Source organism: Acinetobacter sp. 22301 (assembly GCF_052045285.1).
GTDB lineage: Bacteria > Pseudomonadota > Gammaproteobacteria > Pseudomonadales > Moraxellaceae > Acinetobacter > Acinetobacter pittii.
This window is the reverse complement of record NZ_JBQEOR010000006.1, coordinates 165666-191082: the sequence shown is the minus strand read 5'-3', so window position 1 is coordinate 191082 and position 25417 is coordinate 165666. Positions and strand designations below refer to the sequence as shown.

The following is a 25417-nucleotide window of genomic DNA, read 5'->3' as shown; positions in this document are numbered from 1 at the left end:
CTCAATTGTCATAATTTGGAAAAACAAGTTAGACAAAAAGGCTGATGAACTCTTAAGATCACCAGCCTTCATTCAAACTAACTTATTTAACAGTTTTACCTGCTTTAAAGTCAGCCAAAACTTTTGCACGTTCAGCATCAGACATCGCGATTAAACCATCACGTTCAGCTTTAGAACCTTTACCAGTTGCTTTCTTGCTTACGAAATATTCTACATATTGCGGTAAGCCTTTAACTGATTTTAAGTGTTCACCTTTCACGTAGAAGTACAATGGGCGAGATACAGGGTATGTACCATTCAACACTGTCTTCTCAGATGGAACAACGTTGTTTACTGTTGCTACACGTAACTTGTCACGGTTCATGTCATAGAAACTTAAACCAAACACGCCTACAGCACTTGGAGAAGTTTTTAAGCGCGCTAATGTTTCTGTATAGTCGCCAGCGATTTCAATTACACGGCCATCTTTACGGAAAGTAGAACATGCTTTCTTCTGAGCATCTTTATCTAAGCTCTTGAAGTATTCATATGCTTCACAACCAGCTTCAACCATTTTCTCTTGGAAAACTTCACGAGTACCGTGGTTAGATGCAGGGATTACAAGCGTAATCGGTTCATTTGGAAGTGTTTTATCAATTTGATTCCAGTTTGTATATGGGTTTGGAACCAATTTACCTTTTGAAGGCAACTGTGCAGCTAAAGCAGCAAACACATGGTAAGGTTTTAATTTATAAGCTGCTTTGTGTGAGTTAGACGCGAATACAATACCGTCATAACCGATTTTGATTTCTTGAATTTGTTTTACACCAGCTTTGTTACAAGCTTCGATTTCAGTGCTTTTAATTTTACGAGAAGAGTTAGCAACGTCGATCGTGTTATCGCCAACACCTTGACAGAATTGTTTCAAACCAGCAGAAGAACCGCCAGAACCAACTACAGGAGTTTTAAATTGAGGGAAAGTATTACCAAACTCTTCAGCTACAACACTGGCAAACGGTAATACAGTTGAAGAACCAGCAATTTGAATCGTATCACGAGCTGCATTTGCAGTCGTTGTTACAGCTGCCCCAGTTACTGCTAACGCAATTGCGATTTGACGTGGATTTAAGCGCATTCTGTTCTCTCTCATTAATGCAATAGGTTGTACGTCACTTTTTGTTGAGTGCTTGTACGCTCTTCGATAGCTGCATTGTGAATAGAAAATATGACAATTAAGTTACAGTATGATGACGCTTTAATGATTTCGATATTGTTAACTGTCACATTAATATTTTTTATGTACTATCAATTAGTTATTTTAAATGCAGAGATTATTTAACCCTCTCTATCAATCTATATTATGACATTAACTAAAAATATTAAATTTTTATTTTTTATAAAATATAAAAACAAAAGGTATTATAAATATATTAAAAAACGGTAATTTAGTGATTTATTAATTTTATTATTTAAATATTTTCTGTCATTAAAATTATTATTAAAAATTTCTAGAAAAAAACAATTTCTTTGTAACATGAAAATAATATGACAAAAGATAAAGGGTTACCGACCCTAAGGCTGATAACCGCAATATCATTGTCAATTTAAAGGATCAATTCGATTGTACTTCTGGCAGAACAACCATTTTTTTACGATATTTTAAGAAGTACATCACAGCTAAAACAACAAGCCAGATTGGCCCTAAAATAACTGCCAATCTCATATCTGGAGTCATCGCCATAATAATAAGAATAAAGCATACAAAGCTAATGGTTAAATAATTACTCCAAGGACTCATAATGCTTTGGAACTTAGTTTGGCGTCTTTGCAATTTCATTGCTTTAGTAAACTTTAAATGCGTCACTGAAATCATGAGCCAGTTAATGACAAGTGCAGCCACCACAAGCATCATGAAGAGCTGAAAAGCTTGACCAGGAATCAGATAATTCACGACCACACATATTGCTGTAATAGATGCAGAAACAACTGCTGCTGGAACTGGAATACCGCGACTGTTTACTTTTTTCAAAATTGCAGGAGCATTACCCTGCTCTGCCAAACCATGCAACATACGACTATTACAATAGATACAGCTGTTATAAACTGAAATAGCAGCAATCAAGACCACAAAGTTTAAGACGTTCGCAACACCGTTACTATTGAGTGACTGGAAAATCATGACAAATGGACTGCCGCCTTCTGCCACCATGTTCCATGGATAAAGACATAAAAGAATACCGATTGCACCGATATAAAAAATTAAAATACGGTAAACAATCTGATTTACTGCTTTAGGAATAGTCGTTTCAGGTTTCTTCGTTTCAGCTGCTGCAATACCAATTAATTCCAAGCCGCCAAATGCAAACATAATGACAGCTAAAGCCATGACAAAACCGTGAATCCCATGCGGGAAGAAACCACCGTGTTGCCATAAATTTGCAACACCCGCTTGCGGACCTGCTGAGCCTGAAAGTAAAAGATAAGCACCGAAACCAATCATGCTTAAAATGGCAACAATTTTAATGCAGGAAAATAAGAACTCGGATTCCCCAAAAAAGCGAACATTTACCAAGTTAATGCCGTTAATTAAAATAAAGAAAAATAAAGCAGTTAGCCATGTCGGAATTTCAGGCCACCAAAACTGTATAAATGTCCCAATAGCACTCAATTCAGCCATACTGACGAGTACATATAATACCCAATAGTTCCAGCCAGACATAAAACCCGCCATTTTGCCCCAATATTTGTTCGCAAAATAACTAAAAGAACCACTGACCGGCTCTTCAACAACCATTTCACCTAAATGGCGCATAATTAAAAAGGCAATAATTCCTGCAATTGCATATCCTAATAAAATTGAAGGGCCAGCCAATTTAATTGTTTGTGAAAGACCTAAGAATAATCCTGTACCAATCGCCCCTCCAAGGGCGATGAGTTGAATATGCCGATTGGATAAGCCTTGTTTTAACTCGTGCTTATTGTTTACATCCATAACATTATCTCCAATGTTGGTGTCACTTCCTGTACACCTTTATCCAGCACCACATCCGAAGATCAGGAACCGATCTTCGGATATAAGTTTGCTGTAATGTGAGTCCATTTAATTTTTGAGAAGACTTGTCCTGACTTCTATTTAAAAAGAGATTGCATCCTTACATTTAATCGGTTGGGAACGCTCCTTTAAAATTTCGTAGCCGCGATCACCGTAGTCAAAACGAGCAATCACAGAAGCAAATTTTTTCAAACTTACCGGCGCATCCATTGCTGGTAGTTTTAATTCAATGAAAGTTAACTGATCATTTTGCTGAACGTTGTCTAAAACGCTCTTGAGCTGGCCAGCTGTCTCAACCACATAAGTGGTATGGCCTTTTTTACCGTTAAATACCGCAGGAATTTCAGTGTATTTCCAGTTTTGCACGTCGTTATAGGCAGCGTTTTCACCCATAATTAGACGCTCAATGGTATAGCCACCATTGTTTAGCAAGAAAATGATTGGTTTTAAACCGTGACGGATAATCGTAGAGAGCTCTTGTACCGTAAGCTGGAATGAACCATCACCAATAAATAAAATTTGACGACGCTCAGGAGCAGCCAACAAACTACCAAGTAAAGCCGGTAAGGTGTAACCAATAGAACCCCAAAGCGGCTGAGCAATATATTTAGCTGTGGCAGGAAGCTTTATTCCTGACAAAGCTGAGTTTGATGTCCCTACTTCACCAATAATCACATCATCTTCTTTTAAGAACCCTGAAATGTAGTTCCAAAGCACATCTTGGCTAAGCTTTTGTTGAGCTGGAGCTTCTATTACTTTCGGCGGTTGTTTTTCGAGAAGAGGTATTGTCGATTTACGTGGCGCAACTTTTTTATTTAGCTCAACAAGTAACTGTCCAATTTCAATACCCGGAAAATCCTGTCCAAAAATATTTAGGCCATAAGATTTAATTTCGATGTAGTTTTTGGTCTCAATTTGATGAGTAAATACAGCTGAGCCTACATCGGTAAAGCGTGCACCAACACCAATTAAACAGTCGGATTGTTCAATGATATTTTTCACATGCGGTTGGCTTGCCCCACCCACATAAGTTCCAATGTAACGAGGTGAGCCTTCATCCATAATATTTTTTGCAGTATTCATCCCTGCAAATGGAATTGAGCATTTTTGAGACAAATCATTTAAAAGTGAAGTTACACCAAAAACTGAAGCTTCATTATCAATAAGAAGTGCTGGGCTTTGAGCATTTGCAATAATGTCACAAAGTTTGCTTACCACACTCTGCAATAATTCAGGTTCAATAGCTGGGTAGCTTAAGTCAAGCGGACGCTCAGATACTTCAATTTTAACGTGAGTAATATCGCCGGGTAGTTGAATGTGTACAGGACGGCGTTCAAGGAAACACTGGCGTAATACACGGTCAATTTCAAAAGCTGCATTTGCTGGAGTTAAACGTGTTTGGGCAACTGTGAACTCTTTCATACAGTTCATAATATTGTCGTAGTTACCATCGACAAGCGTGTGGTGTATTAGTGTGCCCTTTTGAACCGCATGTAAAGGCGGAATACCTGAGATATGAATAAGAGGTACATTTTCTGCATAGGCACCTGCAATACCATTAATCGCACTTAAGTCACCTACACCATAAGTGGTTGCCAAGGCAGAAAAACCGTTAATTCGTGCATAACCGTCTGCTGCATAGGCAGCATTTAATTCATTACAATTTCCAATAAATTCGAGTTGTGGGTCTGCTTCAACTTGTTCTAGATATGAGAGGTTAAAATCACCAGGTACTCCAAAAAGATGTTGGATACCCATTTGTTTTAAACGAAGATTTAAAAAGTCACCGATTTCTATGAACATTGCTCTATATCCTTTGAGACCAATTTTTATTCCATAGAAAAATAATATTTCATCTATCTTTTAGATTTCGTGCATAATGAAAACGCATTTTAATAAAAATACATGATTTGTGTATCATAAAAGGATTTTATGCAATGGATAAGTTCGACTGGCAAATCATTCAGGCACTACAAAAGAATGGACGACTCACCAATCAGGAAATAGGAGATTTAATTGGTTTATCTGCTTCGCAATGTTCAAGAAGAAGGCAGCTACTTGAGCAAAAAGGCATAATTCTAGGCTACACGGCACGCATCCAGCAGCAGGCGCTAGGACTCGAAGTTACAGCGATGATACATATTAATCTAAGAACACACGAGGCAAAATCACAGCAGGCTTTTCAAGAGCTCATTGAAGCTGAAGACAACATTCAGGATGCATTTTCAATTAGTGGCGATGCGGATTTTATTTTAAAAGTGGTTGCAGAAAACTTAGAACAGCTTTCCCAATTTGTGACCGAAAGGTTGCTTTCTTATAATTTTATTGGACACATAAAGTCTTACATCGTTCTTAAAAAAATTAAAGAACAGAATCATTTTTTAATCAAACCTAAAAGCATGAGCTATCATCACTCTCAATAAACTAACTCAGCTTTTCAAACATAAAAGTGAAAATAAAAAGGCGGATACTAGATCCGCCTTAAAATGAATATTTAGACTTTACTGATATGAACCGTTTGCCCAATCGTATTTTCAAGTAAACCTTCCAAGCCAAATTCAGCACCTAGGCCAGACATTTTCCAGCCACCAAAAGGTGCATGAGGCAGAACCTCAGCATGGGTATTAATCCAAACCGTTCCGCATTGAAGCTGCCTAGCATAAGTCTGTGCTGCTTTAATATCAGAAGACCAAATTGAGCCACCTAAACCAAACTCACTATCATTGGCACGAGCAATTGCATCGTTGATATCGGTATATTTTAAAATAGGCAACACTGGACCAAACTGCTCTTCTTGCACCACACGACAAGAATCAGAAACTTCAGTCAAAATAGTTGGTGCAATAAAGTAGCCCTGCTCTGGTAATTGTTGCTGTCCTGAAAGTGCTTTTGCACCTTGTGCAATCGCTTCATCAATAAGAGCTTTCACTTTGTTATATTGCATTTGGTTTTGTACTGGACCAAATGTTGTAGAAGATGCCATTCCGTCACCCACCACTTGGGCGTTGGCAATATCAGCTAACTTTTGAGATAAAGCCCCATATTGGCTTTCATGCACGTATAGACGTTTTAACGCCGCGCATGTTTGGCCTGCATTCAAGAACGCCATGTTAAAAATCTTAGCTGCAATTTCATCAATATTTGCATCTGGCAATACAATACCCGCATCATTACCACCCAACTCTAAAGTTAAGTGTTTTAGCTGCTGAGCTGCCCCAGCCATAATGTGCTGACCTGTTCGAGTTGATCCCGTGAATACAACTTTTTGTACATCTGGATGAGAAGATAATGCTTCACCAATCTCACCAGCACCAACTACAATTGAAATTACGCCAGCAGGAACTTCTTGCTGAATGATTTCACATAAACGTAAAGTTGAGAGTGGCGTGTATTCAGAAGGTTTGCTAATCACAACGTTACCCGCACGCAATGCAGGCATGATATGCCAAACCGCAATCATGAGAGGCCAGTTCCATGGTGTAATTGAAGCCACTACACCTAACGGTTGGCGATGGCGCTCAATACGCTTGGTTTCACTGTCTTCAATTATTTCTACAGGTAAATCCATCGCAGCCGCATAACGCGTCCAGCCAATTGCGCCCTGCACTTCCATTTGAGCAAGTGCGAGTGGCTTACCTTGTTCAAGCACAACCAACTCTGCGAGCATTTCAGCGTGCTTTTCAATACCATCTGCAATCTTATTTAAGATCGACTTACGCTCATCATGGGAAACTTGTTGCCAAGCTTTAGATGCTTGTTTAGCTGCACTCACTGCTTGATTTACCTGCGCAACCGAAGCTTTTGCACAACGTGCAGCAGTTAAGCCAGTAGCAGGGTTAAGAATTTCTAGTTCACCTTGTTCACCTGAACAAAGTTGACCGCCAATAATGAGTTTAAATTCATTGAGCATATTCGCTTGTTGCATTTCTTCTTCCTTGTCTTAATTGTAATTACAGCCACTTACTTTTTTCAGTTAAACCGGGATTATTTAAAGTAAGTACGATATTGATATATCAATGTGACCAAAAATATTGGGGACATATCAATACAATAAGAAATTTGCTCCCCATAAATCATGCATAATTATTTTTGTTTTTTGAAAATATGCATGATTTGTGCATGTATTCTTTTCTTCATACACAATCCAAATAAAAACAATCTGCCATAAAAAAGCCCGGTAATAAACCGAGCTTTTTTGTTATCAACTCAATTAGTCAATTGGTGGTACATAGTTACCAGAAGCAATTGCATCTTTAATGCGGTCAGCTTCAGCCAATACTTGACCTAAAAGGTTTTTAACGTTTTCGAATGTCACAACAGGGCTTAATGTTGTCATTTTCAATGACTGTACATTACCAACTTTTGTTACACCGATATTTGCTTCACCACGTGCAAACAATTCGTCCGCTACGTTTTGGTTCAAGCTATCGATAAACTCAGCTGGGTAGCCTTGTGGAACAACACGGAATAATACCGAAGCAAACTGAGGCTCAACTAAAAGTTCTAAACTATCAGTTGCCTTGATGTAATCTGCAACTTCACGAGTAAGTTTTACACCATGGTCAATCATTGAACCATAAAGGTCTTCACCTAGTGATTCAATTGTCATCCACAATTTCAATGCATCAAAACGACGAGTCGTTTGTAATGACTTAGACACAAGGTTTGGTACACCATGCTCTTCGTCATAAGCAGAGTTCAAGTATTCAGCTTCGTAGTGCATGAAACGATAGTTCGCTTCATCTTTCAACAAGAACGCGCCACAGCTAATGCTTTGGAAATAATGCTTATGGAAATCGAGGGTAATCGAGTCAGACAACTCAATACCATCAAGCATTGCACGATAGTCATTTGACAGAATTAATGCACCGCCCCATGCCGCATCGATATGCATCCATGAACCATATTTATTGGTAATTTCACGGATTTTCTTCAATGGGTCAATTGCACCAGCATCGGTTGTACCTGCTGTCGCAACGACACAAGCAACAACTTTACCTTCAGACTGAAGATGCGCCATCGTTTTTTCGAGAGCATCTACATCCATCTGTGCATTTTCATTCACAGGAACAGTCACAACTGACTGGAAGCCCATACCCATCATTGCCATGTTCTTTTGCACAGAGAAATGCGCATTTTCAGAACAGATGACTTTGACGTTTTTCATTGCATCGGCAGGAATACCATCACGCTGTACAGACCATGGGTTACCATTTTCGTCTTTCCAGTTTTTCGAGATGCACCAGTCACGAGCAAGTAACACACCCATCAAGTTAGATTGAGTACCGCCAGAAGTGAAAACACCTGCCTGACCAGAACCATAACCTACTTTTTGACGCAACCAATCAATGAGCTGAACTTCCATTAATGAACCCGCCGGGCTTTGATCCCATGAGTCCATAGACTGGTTAGTTGCATTGATTAACACTTCCGCGATCTGGCTCATCACCATGGTTGGGCAGTGTAAATGTGCTAATGAATGTGGATGGTGTACTTTCAAGCTTTTATTCAAGAAAAGCTCAATCATACGTTGAAGAGATTCTTGTACACCCATACCTTCTTTTGAAGGTTGGAAAGAAATTGCTGAACGCAATTCTTTAATGCTACCACCAGTGTACATCTTTTCATTTTGCAACCATGCTGAAACGGCTTTTACCGCTTCGCCCATTGCTGACTCATAGTCAGCAATGGATTGTGCATCATTGCAGAGTAACGCTTTACGATGTTCTGCAAAATCCACCATACTTATGCGCCTCGTACTGCAACCAATGCTTCTGCAATTGCTTTCCTAAAGCGAGCAACTACTTCAACACACTCGTCTTGAGTGATGATAAGCGGGCAAAGTAAACGAATTACCGTACCGTTACGACCACCTTTTTCAAGCAATAATTTATTGTTGAAACAAGCAGTTTGAATTGCAGCAGCTAATTGTGAGTCAGCAGGATGCGAACCAATACGATCAGCTGGTTTACGCTCGTCAACGATCTCAACACCGATCATTAAACCGCGACCACGTACGTTACCGATACATGGGAATTCTTGAGCTAATTTTTTAAATTCAGCTTGTAAGAAGTCACCACGCTCTTGCGCATTTTGAGCAAGATTTTGTTCGCTAATCGTTTTTAATACGACAAGACCAGTACCCATAGCAAGTTGGTTACCACGGAAAGTACCCGTGTGACCAGCAGGCTGCCAAGCATCAAATTTACGTTTAATACCTAATACTGCAAGTGGTAAACCACCACCTACTGCTTTAGACATTACAACAACATCAGGTTCAATACCTGCATGTTCAAATGCAAACATTTTGCCTGAACGTGCAAAGCCAGCTTGAACTTCGTCTAAAATTAAAACGATGTTGTGCTTTTCAGTCACTTCACGGATTTTTTGCAACCATTTTACTGGAGCTGTAACTACGCCGCCTTCACCTTGAATCGCTTCAAGAATAACAGCAGCCGGTTTTGTTACACCGCTTTCTACATCTTCAATAAAGTTTTCAAAGTAGTAAGTTAAAGCGTCAACACCAGCTTCACCACCTAAACCAAGTGGGCAGCGGTATTCATGCGGATATGGCATGAATTGTACGCCTGGCATTAAACCGTTAACTGCATTTTTTGCACTTAAGTTACCAGTCATAGCAAGCGCACCATGGGTCATACCATGATAACCGCCTGAGAAACTGATCACTGAGCTACGGCCAGTGTAAGTCTTAGCAAGTTTGATTGCTGCTTCAGTTGCGTCTGCACCAGCAGGACCACAGAACTGCAAGCAATATTCTTCTTTACCACCAGGTAAATATGCTAACAATGCTTCAGTGAATGCATCTTTTAAAGGTGTGGTTAAGTCTAAAGTATGCAATGGCAAACCACTTGCCAATGTATCTTGAATACTTTGAATCACCGCAGGATGATTATGACCTAAAGCCAATGTACCTGCCCCAGCTAAACAATCAAGGTACTGTGTACCTTCAACATCAGTAACCCAGCATCCTTGTGCTTTCGCTATCGCTAACGGTAATTTACGTGGATAGCTACGAACATTTGATTCCATTTGACTTTGGCGAGTCAAATAATATTCGTTAGTAGCATTAGTGGCAGGGTTAACGGAAGTAACGCTCATATCGGATTACCATCTCTGATAGGGGTAGAAAGAAATAAGTCTGGTGACGATTGGTCCTTTGACTCGGTGCTTTATAGAACTAGTAAAGACACTTATTTTATATCTTGTAACTAGGAGCGCGATGATACCTAATTTTACAAGAAAAAAAACGTCTTTTATGTACTTTACTCATCTAATCTTATTGAAAAAATGTATCATCCCAATAGTTATGATGAATTATCATCATACTATGTGACAACCTAAAGAAAATATTCTTTTTTTATATTACTTTGATTTTTTAAGTTACATTGAAACACTTTAATTTTAAGCTTTTAATTTTTAAAGACTTTATATTTACCAAAATTTAAAAAAAACTGATCTGAATATTACAAATACGCCACAAAATCTGCAAAAGTTATGCATAAGTTATGTTTAACATTTCCTAATGAAAAAAATTAAATTTATATTAATTTTTAAAGGAAAAATTTATGCGTACTTTAGCCGTCTCTACCCTTCTTTTAGGTTCTCTCCTTAGCCCTTTAGTTTTTGCTCAGGATGATAATGCTTTGAACTACAATATTGTAAATGTACAAGCGGAAGCTTCTCGCCAAGTTTCTAATGATGAAATGCATGCAACTTTATATATTGAAAAAAGTAACAAACAACCAGCCGAGCTTTCAAATCAAATTAATCAATTGATGAATCAGGCACTTAATGTTTCTCGTAAATATCCACAAGTAAAAGTGGAAACTGGTGCTCAAAGCACTTATCCAATTTACGATAACGATAGTAATAAGTTAAAAGAATGGCGTGGCCGCGCTGAAATCCGTCTTGAAAGTAAAGACTTTAAAGCTGCTAGCCAGTTAGTAAACGAATTACAGCAAAACTTCCAAACTCAATCAATTAACTTTACGGTTTCTGATGAGCAACGTAAAAAAGTTGAAAATGAGTTAATGGTAGAAGCATCTAAAAACTTCCAACAACGTGCTCAAATGTTGACCCAAGCTTGGAATAAAAACCAATATACTTTGGTCACTCTAAACCTGAACACAAATAACTATTTCCCACAACCTGTAATGCGTGCCAGCATGGCTAAATTTGCTATGGCCGAAGCTGCACCAGCTCAAGACATGGCAGCTGGTGAGTCTAAAATTACTGTAAATGCAAACGGTTCAATTCAGTTTAAATAATTTGTTTCTCTAAAAAAAGCCCTGAACTCATCAGGGCTTTTTTTTGACTTATTTTTTAAAAGGTAAAGCATATTTAAAGATACGGCCTACCACCTGTCCAAACTGTTTAGCCAGACTTGCGTTGTTATAATTTAGACCATATTTTTTACATACAGCTTCAACTTTTGGAGCCATTTGGCGATAACGACGCGCTGGGATATCAGGGAATAAATGGTGCTCAATCTGATGGCTCAAATGTCCGCTTAAAATATGTAATGCTTCTGAACCTTTCAAGTTAGAAGAACCACGAATCTGGCGCATATACCAGTGACCACGGCTTTCTTCTTGTAAAACAGACTTTGGAAATACTTCCGCATCTTTTGTGAAGTGACCACAGAAAATAATCGTAAACGTCCAGATATTACGAAGACCATTCGCAACCAAGTTTCCTGTCAATACAGGTAAAGCTGCTGGCCCTGCAATTAAAGGGAAGAAAACATAGTCTTTAAAAAGTTGTTTTCCAATCTTTTTATTAACAGGTTTTAACTCTTCCAAGAATTTTGCCATGCTCTTACGTTTATAAAGGACACGTCCAATTTCAAGATTCTGAATAGCTACGCCCCATTGGAACAGTAAACAAAATGGGATGCTATAAACAGGTTGAAGTAAGAAACCCGGCTTCCAGCGTTGCTCTGGGAATAAACGAAGTAAACCGTAACCGATGTCATCATCAATACCTTTAATGTTGGTATAGGTGTGATGTTTATAGTTATGAGTTTGGCGCCAGTTATCAGAAGTACCGACAGTATCCCACTCGTAAGTTTGACCATTAAATTTAGGATCGTTCATCCAGTCATATTGACCGTGCATCACGTTATGACCGAGTTCCATGTTTTCCATAATTTTAGAGAAGCCTAATAGGCCTGTTCCTAAAATCCACGCTGGTGGGAACCAACCTGCAAACAAACATGCACGACCTAAAAAGCTACTATAACGAATCGCAGCATAAACACGGCGGATATATTTAGCATCTTTCTCACCCAAATCATCCAATACCTCTTGCTTGATCTGATCGAGCTCTTTTGCAAATGCATCAAGTTCTGCTGGAGTCAAATCTCGATTTTTAGGATTTTTAAAATATTCGACTTTCACTGGCATATTCATAAGAGTTCTCTCTTAAAGATCAATAACTAGATCGGATTGTGCTGAGTTCACACAAATTTTGAGTAATTGGCTTGGTTCAGTGTTTTCGCTACCGTTAAGTAAATTACGTGTTGAACCTTGTGATTTATTACAAACACATTTATTACAAATTCCCATACGGCAACCATGAGTTGGTTTAAGACCTTCATGTTCAAGGCTAACCAGAATTGACTGGCCTTTAGGAATTGCAATAACCTTATTAGACTGGGTTAATGTGACATTCACATAACCAATATCATCAGCAGAGCTTTCATTTGTTAAGCTAAATGCTTCTGTTAAAACGGCTGGAGCTTTTTCAAAAAGTTGCTCAACAGTCGCCACAAAACCAGAAGGTCCACACGCATAAATTGTGCTGTTTTCTACATCATCAACTAATGCTAAATGCTCTGCATTTAAACGCTCATCATTTGGGGTTTCTTGTGTATAGAAAACCTGATAATTAAAGTTCGGATATTCCTGTGCAACTTTTTCAAAGTATTCAACAAAAGCCGCATCTGAACGTTGTTTTACCCAATATAAAAGTTGTACCTGAACTTTATCTAACTGCTGGCTTTGTTTAATCGCAGTAATTAGGCTCAAGATTGGGGTAATACCACTACCCGCAGCCAACATAATTAAATTCGGTGTTTTGATGTTTTGTTGCATGTCACCATAAGGTTGACCAAGCTCAAAAACATCACCGATTTGGCTTTCAGAAATAAACCAGTTACTAACAATACCATCTGCAACTTTTTTTACGGTTAAACGTAAGTGCTGCGCATCTATTTGCGTCAAACTATAAGTACGTTCATAGCGACGACCAGCAATTTCTACAATTACAGGATGATGCTGGCCTGCAACGCCCATTTTCACTAAGCGGTTACATTTTAGCGTCAGGCTCACCATGTCGTGAGCGACAAATTCTTTTTTTACAATTTGAACAAGGCCATGTTTTACAGACCATAAAGGATTAACTTTTTGTAGCCAGAAATTAGCCATTTCTTTATCAAAGATGGCTTGTGTCAATGAATTGAATAGAGAATTTCTCTTTTCGATTGCTTGCATAACTGAAGGCTCTGTCGCTCTTTTTTAATTATTATACACATGTATATATATTTGTATATACACCCGTACTTTTAATTACAATTTCACAAGTTCAGCTTCTAAGGCTATAATCCTGAGAGTTTACAAATATATTGAACAGCATGACCCAATCTTCACTTTCTCAGAACCTGAATGACACACCTCAACAACAAGATGTCATTGAAATTAAAACAGCTACGCGTTCTGTTGGAAGAAAAGCGACAATTACTAAAGAAGAACTTTTTCAGGCCGCTTTAAACCTCATTGGTCCGCAAAAAAGTATTGCTTCATTGAGTTTACGTGAAGTAGCTCGTGAAGCAGGAATTGCCCCAAATAGTTTCTATCGACATTTTAAAGATATCGATGAATTAGCAATTTCTCTAATTGACCGCGCAGGTATCGTTTTACGTAAAATTATCCGTCAGGCTCGCCTACGTGCTTCTTTACAAGAAAGTATTATTCGTAGTTCTGTCGATATTTTCCTTCAACAACTCGATGCCGATGAAGGTAATTTAAGTTTATTACTACGTGAAAGTTTTACAGGTTCTGCTTCTTATAAGGCTGCCGTAGACCGCCAGCTCAACTTTTTTCAGCAAGAGCTACAAGAAGATTTAATTCGTCTTGAACGCTTAAATAACAATCACCTGTATCACCCAGACCTTGTTGCAAAAGCTATTACTCAACTTGTGTTTCACATGGGTGCCAAAGTGATTGATTTACCGATCAATCAACGTGCAGAAGTTGCTGAACAAACCATGATTATGATTCGGATGATTTTAGAAGGTGCACGTCATTTAGATGAAGCAAAAATTCGCTAAAATGATCTAATAAATGGCTTGTTGATGAACAGGCCATTTTTAAATCTAACTCCTCTATTTTCCAATAAAAATATAATTCACTGATTGAAGCGAATAGCTTGCCAGAGTATAAATAATCTTTCCGTTTGCTCTTTCTCCTATATTCCCAACGATCTCAGGGATCCACATGCAAAATTTGAATAATCGTCAAAGTCTGATTGCAAGCTACATTCTTATGGGCATCTTTTTGCTTTCGGTTATCCCATTACATCTATTAGCAAGTTTTTTTGCAGGCTTTCTCATTTATGAAATTATTATTAGTTTAAGTTCGGTTGTAGAACGTTATATTGATGGCCAAAGAGCCCGTATTTTTATTAGTATTTTACTCAGTATCGTCACCATCTCACTTATTGGTTTTTTCATTACCAGTCTGATTAGTTTCGTTGTATACGATCTAAAAGGTGTCGGATTACATAGTATTAATAGCAAGGTTGATCAAACCTTACTTCATTTGCAAGCAGAGATCACAAAATATCTGCCAGGTTATATTCCTGATAGCGTGACAGATCTAAAAGACGAAATCTTTGCATTTATGAAAGATAACGTCACCACCTTAAAAAACACCAGTTCCGATATTTTGCATAACTTCGTGACCATGGTCATGGGATTAATTATTGGTATTTTGGTAGCAATACATGGTTTTCATCGCCGTACGCCTCAGCCTGTTTTTAAGTCACTGCTTATTCAGCGTATTCAAAAATTATCAATTTCATTTAAAAATGTTGTTTTTGCCCAAATAAAAATTTCAGCCATTAACACCCTGCTCTTTATTTTATTCGCCTTTATTTTGTTGCCACTTTGGGGAGTTCACCTTCCTTTTGCCAAAACTTTAACTATTTTGACCTTTATGTTTGGTCTCATTCCAATTTTAGGGAATCTACTTTCAAACACTTTAACGTTTATTGCAGCTCTTACAATTTCTCTAGGACTAGCAGGAGCAGCATTACTTTATCTTGTTCTGGTCCATAAACTTGAATATTTTATTAATGCTAAAATTATTGGGCATAAAATCAATGCAAATGCATGGGAGATTTTATTAGCAATGCTAGTATTTGAGTCAATTTTTGGCTTAGGCGGTTTAATCGCTGCTCCAATTTTTTATGCTTATTTAAAGCTAGAGTTAAAAGATGCCGGTCTCATCTAACTCAAAATCAATATATAAAAAAAGCGCCCTCTCGGCGCTTTTTTCATTTTGAGTGAGTTACGGCTTAACCACAACTAACACCTGAATTGCTTCTGGTGTAACAGTTAAACCATCAAGCAAGCTCAAGCCTTCTTTTTGCAACTTTTGTAAGCGTTCAATTTCATCTTGACGAATACTTGGGTTGAACTGTTTTAAATAAGTTAAACGGTCAATTTCATATTGCCATTTATTACCATAGTGTTCTTTTGCTTGCTGCTGAAGCTGCGGTAAATCAACTTTCGCAATTTCTAACGCTTGTTTATAGCGCTGCTCAATGATATCACGGCGAGCTTTAACTACTTGGCGGCAGCTATTGCCATCTAAATGGTGCAAATAAGGTTTTAAAATTGTTGGATCAATCTTTTCAGATAAATCCTGTCCATTTTCACTTAACAATACACGGATAAGCTGCTTAGGTAAGCTTGATGGCAAGTTCAAAGATTTAGGTGCAACAACATCCACTTTAAACCAGACTTCAATTAATACTGAACCCTGCTTTAAAGCATTAGATTTGAGTACAGCAACATTGGTACTACCAAATGATTGTGTACGGATCATTTCCATAACACTTTCAATGAATGGATGCTCTAAAGTTAAATATTGAGCATCTTCACGAAGTTGAGCTTGATCGCGATAGAAAGTTGCTGTCATACCTTCTTCGTCTAATGCCAAACCTTGCACTTGCATTTGGTCGGTCGGTTTAATAATCACCGTACCATTACTTTGCTCATCAAAATCGATATTGGTTGATGACATGAAACGCTTCACAAACATTGGTAGCGTAGTATTGTCGTCATAGTCTTCAAGAGCTTGAACAATTTCTTGTGCCACAATAGGACGACATGAATTATATTCAAGTAAACGATCTCGGCCAGCTTGAAGTTCAGCTTCTAAGGCTTGACGTTGAACATTCACCTCTTCAAGCAAATCTTCAAATGTTTGACCTTGGTCTGCAAGTAAACAATCTTTTAATTCAACAATAAAATTCTCTTGCAGCGTTTGCGCTGTCGGAGAAATATTGCTGAAAATATTTAGTGCTTCGTTATACCAACGGAACATACGCTCTTGAGCTGTTCCCACAAGGTATGGCACATGAATTTGGATACGGTTTTCTTGACCAATACGGTCTAGACGTCCAATACGTTGCTCTAAAACATCTGGGTTAGCTGGTAGATCAAATAAAATTAGATCACTGGCGAATTGGAAATTACGGCCTTCCGAACCAATTTCCGAACACAATAGAATCTGAGCGCCATAGCTTTCTTCAGCAAAATAAGCAGCAGCTTGGTCACGCTCAAGTAAGCTCATGCCTTCATGGAACATTGCCGTACGAATGCCTGCATGCAAACGCAACACATTTTCTAAAGATTCAACTACTGGTCCACTACGCGCAATTAAAAGCACTTTTTTATGCTTAAGATCTTTGCGTAAAATTTCCATTAACCATGGCACACGCGGATCATTTTGCATCCATGAACCATCAATTTGTGCTTCTTCAGGCCACATCTGCTCACGCAGTTTGCCATCTTTTGACCAATCTTCTGGTGCTGGTAATGGTGCTGGTTGACAATCACGACCTGGGAAGCCCTGAATGGCTTCACGTGTATTACGGAATAAAATACGTCCAGTACCGTGACGGTCTAATAATTCGTGAATTGCTCTAAAGCGTTGGTCAGGCTGATCTTCAATGCTGTGACCTAACAAACCTTCTAAAGCAGATAAATGCTCTGGTGTTAGAGCTTGATCCGACATGAGCACTTCAGCAATTTTTGCAGTCTGCTGATATTGAGTCTCTTCATCTAAGAAGCGCTCTAAACTACTAAAACGCTGTGGATCAAGTAAACGTAAACGTGCGAAATGACTTTCTACACCTAATTGTTCAGGTGTTGCAGTGAGTAATAGTACCCCTGCTGTATTTTCAGCGAGCTCTTCAATTAAATCGTAACGATCATTACCGCCTTCTTCTTCGCTCCACATCAAATGATGTGCTTCATCGACTACGAGCAAATCAAAACCAGCTTCTATGGCTTGCTCACGCAAATCATCATGGTCAACCATTAAGTCAACGCTGGCAATAATGCATTGCTCAGTCAAGAACGGGTTAAGCTCTGGATCATGTTCTTTAATAGATGCGGTACGCGTTAAATCAAACAGAGAGAATTGCAAGTTAAAACGGCGACGCATTTCAATCATCCACTGATACTGAAGAGAATCAGGGACTAAAATCAGAATACGTTCTGAACGACCAGTTTTAAGCTGTTGGTGGATAATTAAACCAGCTTCAATTGTTTTACCTAAACCAACTTCATCGGCAAGTAAAACACGAGGAGCAAAACGTTTACCAACTTCATGTGCGATATAAAGCTGATGAGGAATCAGGCCAACACGTGCACCGACCATCCCACGTAGAGGACTGGTCTGCATTTGTGCTTGCATCAACATCGCTTCAATACGCAGGTCATACCACTCTTTATAGTCAACTTGACTTGCAAGCAAACGGTCTAAAGGTTTAGATAATTGAATTTGCGCACCAATACGTGTTTCATTGAGTGCTTTACGCTCTTGCTCGCCATTTTCTAAAGTACGAACAACGTTGTAACGCAAAACGCCATGACGATCTTCAACAGACTCAACGATCCACTTCTGGCCTTCTTGATCTTGAACTTCATCATTCGTATTGAAGATGATACGAGATAGTGGAGCATTGTTACGCGCATAGACACGTGTCTCATCACTTTTGGGGAATAAAATGCTGACAGATCTTTCATCTACATCAATAAGAACACCTAAACCGAGCTCAGTTTCTGTGTCTGATAGCCAACGTTGACCAATAGCATACTGCTGCAATTTTTCCACCTTTCTCTCAAGTTCGCACTACATATTGTACGATGCAAATTAGCTTATTTTTGCATCTTTTTATGTAGTCTTTAAAGCAAAATTTTGAAGCAAAAACCAATTAAATCGCTTTGCTACAAAAAATCACGCATTAAAATTTTTACATTAAAACGGTACAGGACAGTCAAAAGTTAATGTTTCTGCTGTGACAGGATGATTAAAACTTAACTGTTTGGCATGCAAACATAAACGCGGAACAAGTTGCTGCTCCGGTGTTGCATACAGCGTGTCACCTACAATTGGATGCCCAAGATATTGCATGTGTACACGGAGTTGATGAGATCGGCCCGTAATTGGTGTTAATTTCACACGAGTTACAGGCTGTCCCTGAATCTGAAAATGTTCTATTGCCTGCCAATGTGTTAAAGCAGGCTTGTTGTGAGAAGCGTCGACAATATGTAAAGGTGGTCGGCTTGGGTCATAGATGACAGGAATATCTACAGTCCCCTCACCCTCTAAATGACCTGCAACAAGCGCTTCATATATTTTTGAAGTCTGACGATCTTGAAATTGACGTGCAATTGCACTTTGACCGCGCTTCGATAAACCAAATACTAAAATACCTGAAGTATCTCGGTCTAGACGATGAATGAGCAAAGTTTTAGGTTCAATCGCAACCAACCTTGTCAAAACGCTATCATGTAAATCACCCTTACCAGGAACACTTAAGATGTCCGAAGGTTTATGAATCACCATAAAATCATCATCACGATAGATCAGATGTTCACTTAGAAAATCACTCAAAGTTGTATTCCCAAGGTAAGATGAAAAACAAGCGGGCAATAATAAAAAGCTTACGTCCGAATTACAATGCCGTTCGGGTAAATTAACAGCAGAATTTGCAAATATTATGGATCACTTGAGGTCTATAGTCAGTCAAGGCTTCAATAACTGCATAATATGTTGCAATGTCGGTGCTTGCATTATCTCTTCAGCACTTAAGCTCGCACCATTTGCACGCCATAGATCGACCAGATAATTAACAGCAGGCTGATCTAGTCCGTAGTTTCTTAAATCAATTTCAGGATGGATCTCCATAGGATGTCGCCCCACCTGTTCAGCAATTGCCAATAAGATTCCTTTATCTGACAAGATATAAGAGGACGGCGTACTTAAAGACCATAACCGCATTAAGCTCTGCGTATTTAAATGTTTTATATGGTCAAAACTGATCTTTTCAACCCATTGGATATGCTGCTCTAGATTAGCCGCCAAGATCGCATCATTTACAACACTGACCTGATCTGTAATCGATAAAACAAGCTGCATGACTTGTTTAAACAAAGGCGATAAATCACCAGCCATCATGACTTGAGCCTGAGTATTTGATGACAAACGCTGACCAAGCTCCAACATGGTTTGTTGAAGTTGAGATGTCTCAATAAAAATAATTGGAATTTCGAGTGATTGAGCGCGCTTACTCAACAGTTCCAAATGGTTCGCCAATGGTTGCTCAGACCAATCTGGTCGTAGTTTAAGCTCATTGAGCCCAACCATGAGCAAAATACTTTGCGCTGACTCAATTGACCAATTTGAAGTACTTGCAGCTAATTGGATTTTTCGAGGTAAGGGATAAAACATTGTTCTCTACAAATATAAAAATAGCTCAAATTAAAAAGCCCGTTTAACACGGGCTTTTTTGCTTACTTCATTTCAGCGAATGTTTCTTTTGCAGCCTGAATCGTAAATTCAATATCTTTATCAGAATGTGCAGATGAAATAAAGCCTGCTTCAAATGCTGAAGGTGCCAAGTTTACCCCACGCTTTAACATGCCATGGAAGAACTTTTTGAAAGCTTCAATATCACATGCCAACATTGAGTCAAAGCTTGTAATATCTTCTTGGTCAGTAAAGTAAAGACCGAACATTGCGCCAGCTTGCTGAGTCTTAAATGGAATACCCGCTTCATCAGCTGCAGCTTGTAAGCCTGCAAGTAACTTTTCAAGTTGAGCAGATAATTTGCTATAAAAGTCTGGTTGGCGTAAATGTTTAAACATCTCAATACCAGCACGCATAGCAAGTGGGTTACCAGATAATGTACCTGCTTGGTATACACCGCCTAAAGGTGCGATACATTCCATGATTTCACGCTTACCACCAAACGCACCAACAGGCAGACCTGCACCGATAATTTTACCTAAAGTCGTTAAATCAGGTTTAACGTTATAAACCGATTGCGCACCGCCTAAAGCAACACGGAAGCCTGTCATCACTTCATCAATAATGAATACAGATTTATATTCATCACAAATATCACGAATGGCTTGTAAGAAACCATCAATTGGTTTCACCATATTCATGTTGCCCGCGACTGGTTCAATAATGACACCCGCAATTTCATGACCAAATTTAGCAAAGCATTCTTTTAATGCAGTAATATCGTTATAAGGTAGTGTTAAAGTGTGTTTAGCAAAATCAACAGGAACACCTTTCGAAGTCGGTTCACCCTCACCTAAAGTAAGTAAGCCCGAACCTGCTTTTACTAAAAGTGAGTCAGAGTGGCCATGGTAACAACCTTCAAACTTTACAATCTTGTCACGGCCAGTATAACCACGCGCTAAACGAATAGCCGTCATGGTCGCTTCTGTACCCGAGTTAGTCATACGCACCAATTCAATGGATGGCATGATTTCACAGATAATATCTGCCAGTGTTGTTTCGTGTACTGTTGGTGCGCCAAAACTTAAGCCATCTTCTGCTGCTGTTTGTACAGCCTTAATAATCTCTGGATGAGCATGACCTAAAATCATTGGCCCCCAAGAACCAACATAGTCAACATAACGCTTGCCATCGACATCCCATAAATAAGCACCTTTTGCTTTCTCGATGAAAACAGGTGTTCCTCCAACACCATTAAAGGCACGTACTGGAGAGTTCACACCACCTGGAATGTGTTTGCTGGCTTGTTTAAATAACTGTTCTTGCTTTGGATATAAACTCATGGAAATGCTCGTCTTAAATATCTAAAAAATAATTTTGAAAGCTTAAGAAAATAATTGTGCCCAGGCCTGTACACGGGCAGGAATTTCAGCAGTTGATCGGCCTAATATATCACTAATGACTGCACAGAGGTCAGCCCCAGCCTCAATCACAGGTTTTGAGTTTTCAACAGTTAAACCACCAATCGCACAAATTGGTAAATCATATTGGGCTGCTGCTTGCTTAATCACTTCAATACCCACATTACCTGCTTCAGGTTTTGTAGAGGTCGCATAGACTGCACCAAATGCAATATAAGTCGCGCCATCTGCAATTGCTTTTTGTGCAAGCTCTAAAGAATTCAGACAAGTACGACCAATAATGATGCCTTCTGGTAATTGTGATTTTGCATCGGTAATTTCACCGTCACTTTGACCTAAATGCACACCTAAACCAAACTGAGCGGCAAGTTTTAAGTCATCATTAATGACAAAAGGAACCTGATATTTTTCACACAATAATTTGATTTGTTCGACTTCAGCGGGTTGGTCTGCTTTGTCTATTTTCTTACGGCGGTACTGTAAAATTGCGACCTGACGAGTTGCGAGTGCGGCATCTAGTTTTTCTAATAATAGTTGGATTGGGTCATCGTTGGTAATGAGGTATAAACCGCGCATACTCTACTCTCGCTTTAAAAAACTTCGCTAGTATAACGGATTTATAGATCATCATAAGTACCGATTGATATAGGCTTAACAGTACCAATCGGTATATTAAGAATAGAAAGTAAAATTAACTTGGTATTTTATCGTGCTTACGGTCAATCAAACTTAATCGACCAGTCGCTACGTCAGACAGCATTCGCCAATCAGAAATAAAGCTATAGAAAGGTTGTTTAAAACTGGCAGGTTTATTTTTTTCAAACACAAAATGTCCAACCCAAGCATTTGCGTAGCCTGCTACCAAACCATAGAGTACATATTTGGCTTGCTTCTTACGGACTGCTTTTGAAAAAAAGTATAGACCAATGCTACTGCCCACCACGTGTAAGCGTCTGCTCATAATGTTACGGTGTTCAGTTAAATAAAAACGATAAAATTCCTGATAATTTTTAATCGGCAATTCAAACTCTGGCTGAGCTTCATGGCTAAAGTTTACTGGTGCATTCACGATCATCTTCCTGATTTTTATTTGATCAAAACGTCACCTGATTGTACACCTAAATAAAAGTGTAGCGTCATATGTTTGATTGTAACTTTCTCTATCAAAACCATTATTTTTAGAGCTAAGCTATTATACTTATTCAAGATAGTCTAAATACCTGATTCAGGGAGATATATTATGGTCGAAGTCGAACTAAAGTTTCAGTTACCTGAATCGAAGAAAAAAACTGTCCAGCAATACTTAAAAAAACACAAAGCAAAGAACATTCACTTACAGGCAAAGTATTACGACACTCCTGATCGATTACTTGCAAAAAATGGTATGGCCTTACGTTTACGTAAAGAAGATGATCAATGGGTACAAACGTTTAAAGCCGCCGGTCAAAGCCATCTCCACCGTGTTGAAGAAGAAACTCATTTAGGCGTTTGTGACCAAGAACCTGACTTAAACCTTGAGTTATATCAAGATAATAAAGTCATAATTGATTTAATTAATACAGCTCTAGGTAAAGAAGCTGAAAAGTTAAGTTTGCAATTTGAGACGGATGTACAGCGTACTTATCATGTATTTGAAGCAGACAATACAGCTATTGAAGTTTGCCTTGATGACGGTGTCGTAAAAACAGCAGATGCACAAAGTGTAATTTGTGAAGTCGAATTTGAACTCAAACAAGGGGCTGTGAAAACGCTCATTCAGTTTGCGCAGCAATGGATTAATCGTTATTCACTTTGGCTTGATGTAAGAAGTAAAGCCGAACGTGGCAACTTATTAGCACTAGGGCAAGCTGCCTCACCTGCTGTTCATGCTAAAACTCTGACATTAAATAAAGATATTAGTGCTGAACAGGCTCTAAAAAAGATTGTCGAAAACTGTTTAGGGCAATTCTTACCAAATATGGCTGCCATTGCCGATGGGGTTGCCGAAGCTGAGCATATCCATCAGGCACGGGTAAGCTTACGTCGTTTACGTAGTGCCCTTAAGCATTTTGCAGGTTGGTCAAGCGAGCTAAATCCTGTTTGGGAAGAACAAATTGCTGAGCTTTTCCGTAAACTTGGAGACACTCGTGATGAAGATGCGATTCGCACCGAAGTGTTACCTATTATTCAACAACACGGTTCACCTGAACTTTTACTACCAGTTTCAGCCCAGCCCTCAAAAGAACTCTCAATAATCTTTACCTCTGCGGACACGATTAAGCTATTACTCGATTTATTAGCATTTGCTTATTCAGAAGAAGATTCAGACAGCAAAACAGGTGGATTAAAAAAACACATTAAAAAGAGTTTAGATAAGTTACATCATAAAGTGATTAATAATGCTGAACACTTCTCTGAGCTTGAAGTGAATGAACAGCACAAAATAAGAAAGCAAGCTAAACAGTTACGTTATTGTGTTGAGTTTATTTCGAGTCTTTATCCAAATAAAAAAGTACAGCAATATTTAAAACAGCTACAACCTATGCAAAATACTCTAGGTCAATATAACGATTTGTTTATTGCAGAAGGTATTTTTAACAATGTGGTGGAACAAGATCCGTCTTTCTGGTTTGCTCTAGGCTGGGTCAAAGCCAAACAGCCACAATTACAAAAGCGCTCAGCAAAAGCTTTACAAACTTTTAGTCAGGCTGAAAATTTCTGGTAATTTATAAAAAGTCGCTGTAAACAAGCAGCGACTTTTTATCGGTATTTACCAAATACTTTCCATACGCCGTTATCTGCTAACGGATCACTATAGCTATCGCTGCGTTGCTTTCTTGGCTTATCACGAGCATCGACCAGTTTAAAATGCGGCTCAACCCCTAGCACAATCCCATTGGTATAAAACCGTGAACGTGTATATTCGCTTTGCCCATGTTGAAACACATAGGTTCTTAAATCGATGAATTCACGGTGAGCAACCAAAGCCGCGGTATCATCACTTTGCAACCATTCTTGCATCGTAAATATCTGGTCTGTTTCAAACTGCCCGCATTTTTCAATAAGACTCGCAACACCGCGGAAAGTTTTAGATTCTTTTGCACGTGTTTTATTAATCCGAATTCGGTCTACGTGAAAAAAGAATAGCGGTAAATTTAAATGGCTTGGCAAATGAATCGCGTCTGGTAATTCATCTTCCATAAATGGCTGAAAAAGCTCTTGTGCCCTTTCAATTAGCCCCTGCCATTGTTGGTAATAATTTTCGACTTCTTCTTGCAAGCCATAATAAATCGGCAGCCCTTCAACATGCTCTAAATATTGAGGTGGGAAAACATGCTGGCGTAATAAAGCAATATCTGTCTTTAAACTTTGAATAGCAATTGCATCTTGCATATTAGTCTCTCCTACCAATACTTAGGCTATTTACAGACTAAGTCAAAGGTTTTGTTTCCGCAAGCGTTTGCCTATAATAAGCAGCTCTATTTTTGCGGGAATAAGTCATGTCTCAAAAGATTAATGCAACAGATATTACTGAAGAAGAAGCGTTAAATGCGGTTTTCTTTGAGCGTGCGGATGAATTTATTAAACAAGCTAATGATTTTTGTCGCCCGCCAAAAGATAAAAAAGTTGATCCAGCTGAGCTACGTGGTCAAGTGAGTGCTGCAATGTTATTTGCTACTGCCCGCTTCAATACATGGGTAGCAGCAAATAACTTTAAAGATGGTAATGAAATGCGTGATGCAAAAGATCAGGTTATGTCTTACCTTCTTCAGCAATTTCAGATGATGCTTGAAGATAACTTCGATGAATATTGTGAACAATTCGAAAATTATTTACGTTTCCGTAAAAATGAAGATTTTCACGCGCATAAACATGATCATTAATATGATTTAAATACCTAAATAAAAAGCCACATTTGA

The 25417-nt window shown here is 38.6% G+C and carries 21 protein-coding genes; 6 read left to right on the top strand and 15 right to left on the bottom strand.

The window, feature by feature from the left end; translation table 11 throughout:
- Window positions 1–82 precede the first annotated feature (82 nt).
- From ACTJJH_RS11545 to ACTJJH_RS11535, 3 genes are all read right to left on the bottom strand, one after another.
- Window positions 83–1114 carry a substrate-binding domain-containing protein gene (locus ACTJJH_RS11545; RefSeq protein WP_039759461.1) on the bottom strand — a complete coding sequence of 344 codons (1032 nt, stop codon included), beginning with the start codon at window positions 1112–1114 and terminating at the stop codon, window positions 83–85.
- Window positions 1115–1591: 477 nt separating this feature from the next.
- A complete protein-coding gene (locus ACTJJH_RS11540; protein ID WP_440601150.1) occupies window positions 1592–2971 on the bottom strand; it encodes an amino acid permease in 1380 nt (459 codons plus the stop codon).
- Window positions 2972–3112: 141 nt separating this feature from the next.
- Complete coding sequence (locus tag ACTJJH_RS11535; protein WP_372549859.1) at window positions 3113–4834, bottom strand: alpha-keto acid decarboxylase family protein; 1722 nt, start codon at window positions 4832–4834, stop codon at window positions 3113–3115.
- 134 nt (window positions 4835–4968) lie between these two features.
- On the opposite strand from ACTJJH_RS11535, the gene ACTJJH_RS11530 reads away from it, so the two are divergent.
- Window positions 4969–5454 (top strand): Lrp/AsnC family transcriptional regulator, encoded by a 486-nt coding sequence (locus ACTJJH_RS11530; protein WP_004700117.1) that lies wholly within the window; start codon window positions 4969–4971, stop codon window positions 5452–5454.
- A 71-nt stretch (window positions 5455–5525) separates the two neighbouring features.
- On the opposite strand, the gene ACTJJH_RS11525 is transcribed toward ACTJJH_RS11530, so the two are convergent.
- The 3 genes from ACTJJH_RS11525 to ACTJJH_RS11515 form a co-directional block, all read right to left on the bottom strand.
- A complete protein-coding gene (locus ACTJJH_RS11525) occupies window positions 5526–6956 on the bottom strand; it encodes an aldehyde dehydrogenase family protein (RefSeq protein ID WP_274858662.1) in 1431 nt (476 codons plus the stop codon).
- 285 nt (window positions 6957–7241) lie between these two features.
- Complete coding sequence (locus ACTJJH_RS11520; RefSeq protein ID WP_068614907.1) at window positions 7242–8774, bottom strand: pyridoxal phosphate-dependent decarboxylase family protein; 1533 nt, start codon at window positions 8772–8774, stop codon at window positions 7242–7244.
- Window positions 8775–8776: 2 nt separating this feature from the next.
- Window positions 8777–10150 (bottom strand): diaminobutyrate--2-oxoglutarate transaminase, encoded by a 1374-nt coding sequence (locus ACTJJH_RS11515; RefSeq protein WP_440601149.1) that lies wholly within the window; start codon window positions 10148–10150, stop codon window positions 8777–8779.
- A 467-nt stretch (window positions 10151–10617) separates the two neighbouring features.
- On the opposite strand from ACTJJH_RS11515, the gene ACTJJH_RS11510 reads away from it, so the two are divergent.
- Window positions 10618–11319 carry an SIMPL domain-containing protein gene (locus ACTJJH_RS11510; RefSeq protein WP_005803821.1) on the top strand — a complete coding sequence of 234 codons (702 nt, stop codon included), beginning with the start codon at window positions 10618–10620 and terminating at the stop codon, window positions 11317–11319.
- Window positions 11320–11367: 48 nt separating this feature from the next.
- On the opposite strand, the gene ACTJJH_RS11505 is transcribed toward ACTJJH_RS11510, so the two are convergent.
- Window positions 11368–12462: a fatty acid desaturase family protein gene (locus ACTJJH_RS11505; protein WP_039759477.1), complete on the bottom strand. Its 1095-nt coding sequence runs from the start codon at window positions 12460–12462 to the stop codon at window positions 11368–11370.
- 12 nt (window positions 12463–12474) lie between these two features.
- Window positions 12475–13545 carry a ferredoxin reductase gene (locus ACTJJH_RS11500; RefSeq protein ID WP_320124329.1) on the bottom strand — a complete coding sequence of 357 codons (1071 nt, stop codon included), beginning with the start codon at window positions 13543–13545 and terminating at the stop codon, window positions 12475–12477.
- Window positions 13546–13685: 140 nt separating this feature from the next.
- On the opposite strand from ACTJJH_RS11500, the gene fabR reads away from it, so the two are divergent.
- Together fabR and ACTJJH_RS11490 are read left to right on the top strand one after the other, a co-directional pair.
- The gene (fabR, locus tag ACTJJH_RS11495) at window positions 13686–14381 is read left to right on the top strand and encodes an HTH-type transcriptional repressor FabR (RefSeq protein WP_002118668.1); all 696 of its coding nucleotides are present in this window, start codon (window positions 13686–13688) and stop codon (window positions 14379–14381) included.
- A 166-nt stretch (window positions 14382–14547) separates the two neighbouring features.
- Window positions 14548–15564 carry an AI-2E family transporter gene (locus ACTJJH_RS11490; protein ID WP_005067939.1) on the top strand — a complete coding sequence of 339 codons (1017 nt, stop codon included), beginning with the start codon at window positions 14548–14550 and terminating at the stop codon, window positions 15562–15564.
- Between the two features lie 57 nt (window positions 15565–15621).
- Here ACTJJH_RS11490 and rapA read toward each other — a convergent pair whose 3' ends face one another.
- The 6 genes from rapA to ACTJJH_RS11460 all read right to left on the bottom strand — a co-directional run bounded on the left by rapA (window position 15622) and on the right by ACTJJH_RS11460 (window position 22593).
- Complete coding sequence (gene rapA / locus ACTJJH_RS11485) at window positions 15622–18459, bottom strand: RNA polymerase-associated protein RapA (RefSeq protein ID WP_005073250.1); 2838 nt, start codon at window positions 18457–18459, stop codon at window positions 15622–15624.
- Window positions 18460–18603: 144 nt separating this feature from the next.
- A complete protein-coding gene (locus tag ACTJJH_RS11480) occupies window positions 18604–19242 on the bottom strand; it encodes an RluA family pseudouridine synthase (protein WP_005307342.1) in 639 nt (212 codons plus the stop codon).
- Between the two features lie 132 nt (window positions 19243–19374).
- Window positions 19375–20079 carry an acyl carrier protein gene (locus ACTJJH_RS11475; protein ID WP_320124328.1) on the bottom strand — a complete coding sequence of 235 codons (705 nt, stop codon included), beginning with the start codon at window positions 20077–20079 and terminating at the stop codon, window positions 19375–19377.
- Between the two features lie 62 nt (window positions 20080–20141).
- Window positions 20142–21440, bottom strand: a complete 1299-nt coding sequence (hemL, locus tag ACTJJH_RS11470) for a glutamate-1-semialdehyde 2,1-aminomutase (RefSeq protein WP_440601148.1) — start codon at window positions 21438–21440, stop codon at window positions 20142–20144.
- 42 nt (window positions 21441–21482) lie between these two features.
- On the bottom strand, window positions 21483–22094 hold the full coding sequence (thiE, locus tag ACTJJH_RS11465; protein WP_440601147.1) for a thiamine phosphate synthase: 612 nt from the start codon (window positions 22092–22094) through the stop codon (window positions 21483–21485).
- A 115-nt stretch (window positions 22095–22209) separates the two neighbouring features.
- Window positions 22210–22593 carry a DUF962 domain-containing protein gene (locus ACTJJH_RS11460; RefSeq protein ID WP_017387281.1) on the bottom strand — a complete coding sequence of 128 codons (384 nt, stop codon included), beginning with the start codon at window positions 22591–22593 and terminating at the stop codon, window positions 22210–22212.
- A 165-nt stretch (window positions 22594–22758) separates the two neighbouring features.
- Here ACTJJH_RS11460 and ACTJJH_RS11455 point away from each other — a divergent pair, with 165 nt between their 5' ends.
- On the top strand, window positions 22759–24222 hold the full coding sequence (locus ACTJJH_RS11455) for a CYTH and CHAD domain-containing protein (protein ID WP_413775280.1): 1464 nt from the start codon (window positions 22759–22761) through the stop codon (window positions 24220–24222).
- A gap of 35 nt (window positions 24223–24257) precedes the next feature.
- Here the strand turns inward: ACTJJH_RS11455 and ACTJJH_RS11450 are convergent, their stop codons facing one another.
- Window positions 24258–24890, bottom strand: coding sequence for a hypothetical protein (locus ACTJJH_RS11450; protein ID WP_017387283.1), 633 nt, complete (start codon window positions 24888–24890; stop codon window positions 24258–24260).
- 107 nt (window positions 24891–24997) lie between these two features.
- Here ACTJJH_RS11450 and ACTJJH_RS11445 point away from each other — a divergent pair, with 107 nt between their 5' ends.
- Complete coding sequence (locus tag ACTJJH_RS11445) at window positions 24998–25381, top strand: DUF3144 domain-containing protein (RefSeq protein ID WP_002118682.1); 384 nt, start codon at window positions 24998–25000, stop codon at window positions 25379–25381.
- Window positions 25382–25417: the final 36 nt, after the last annotated feature.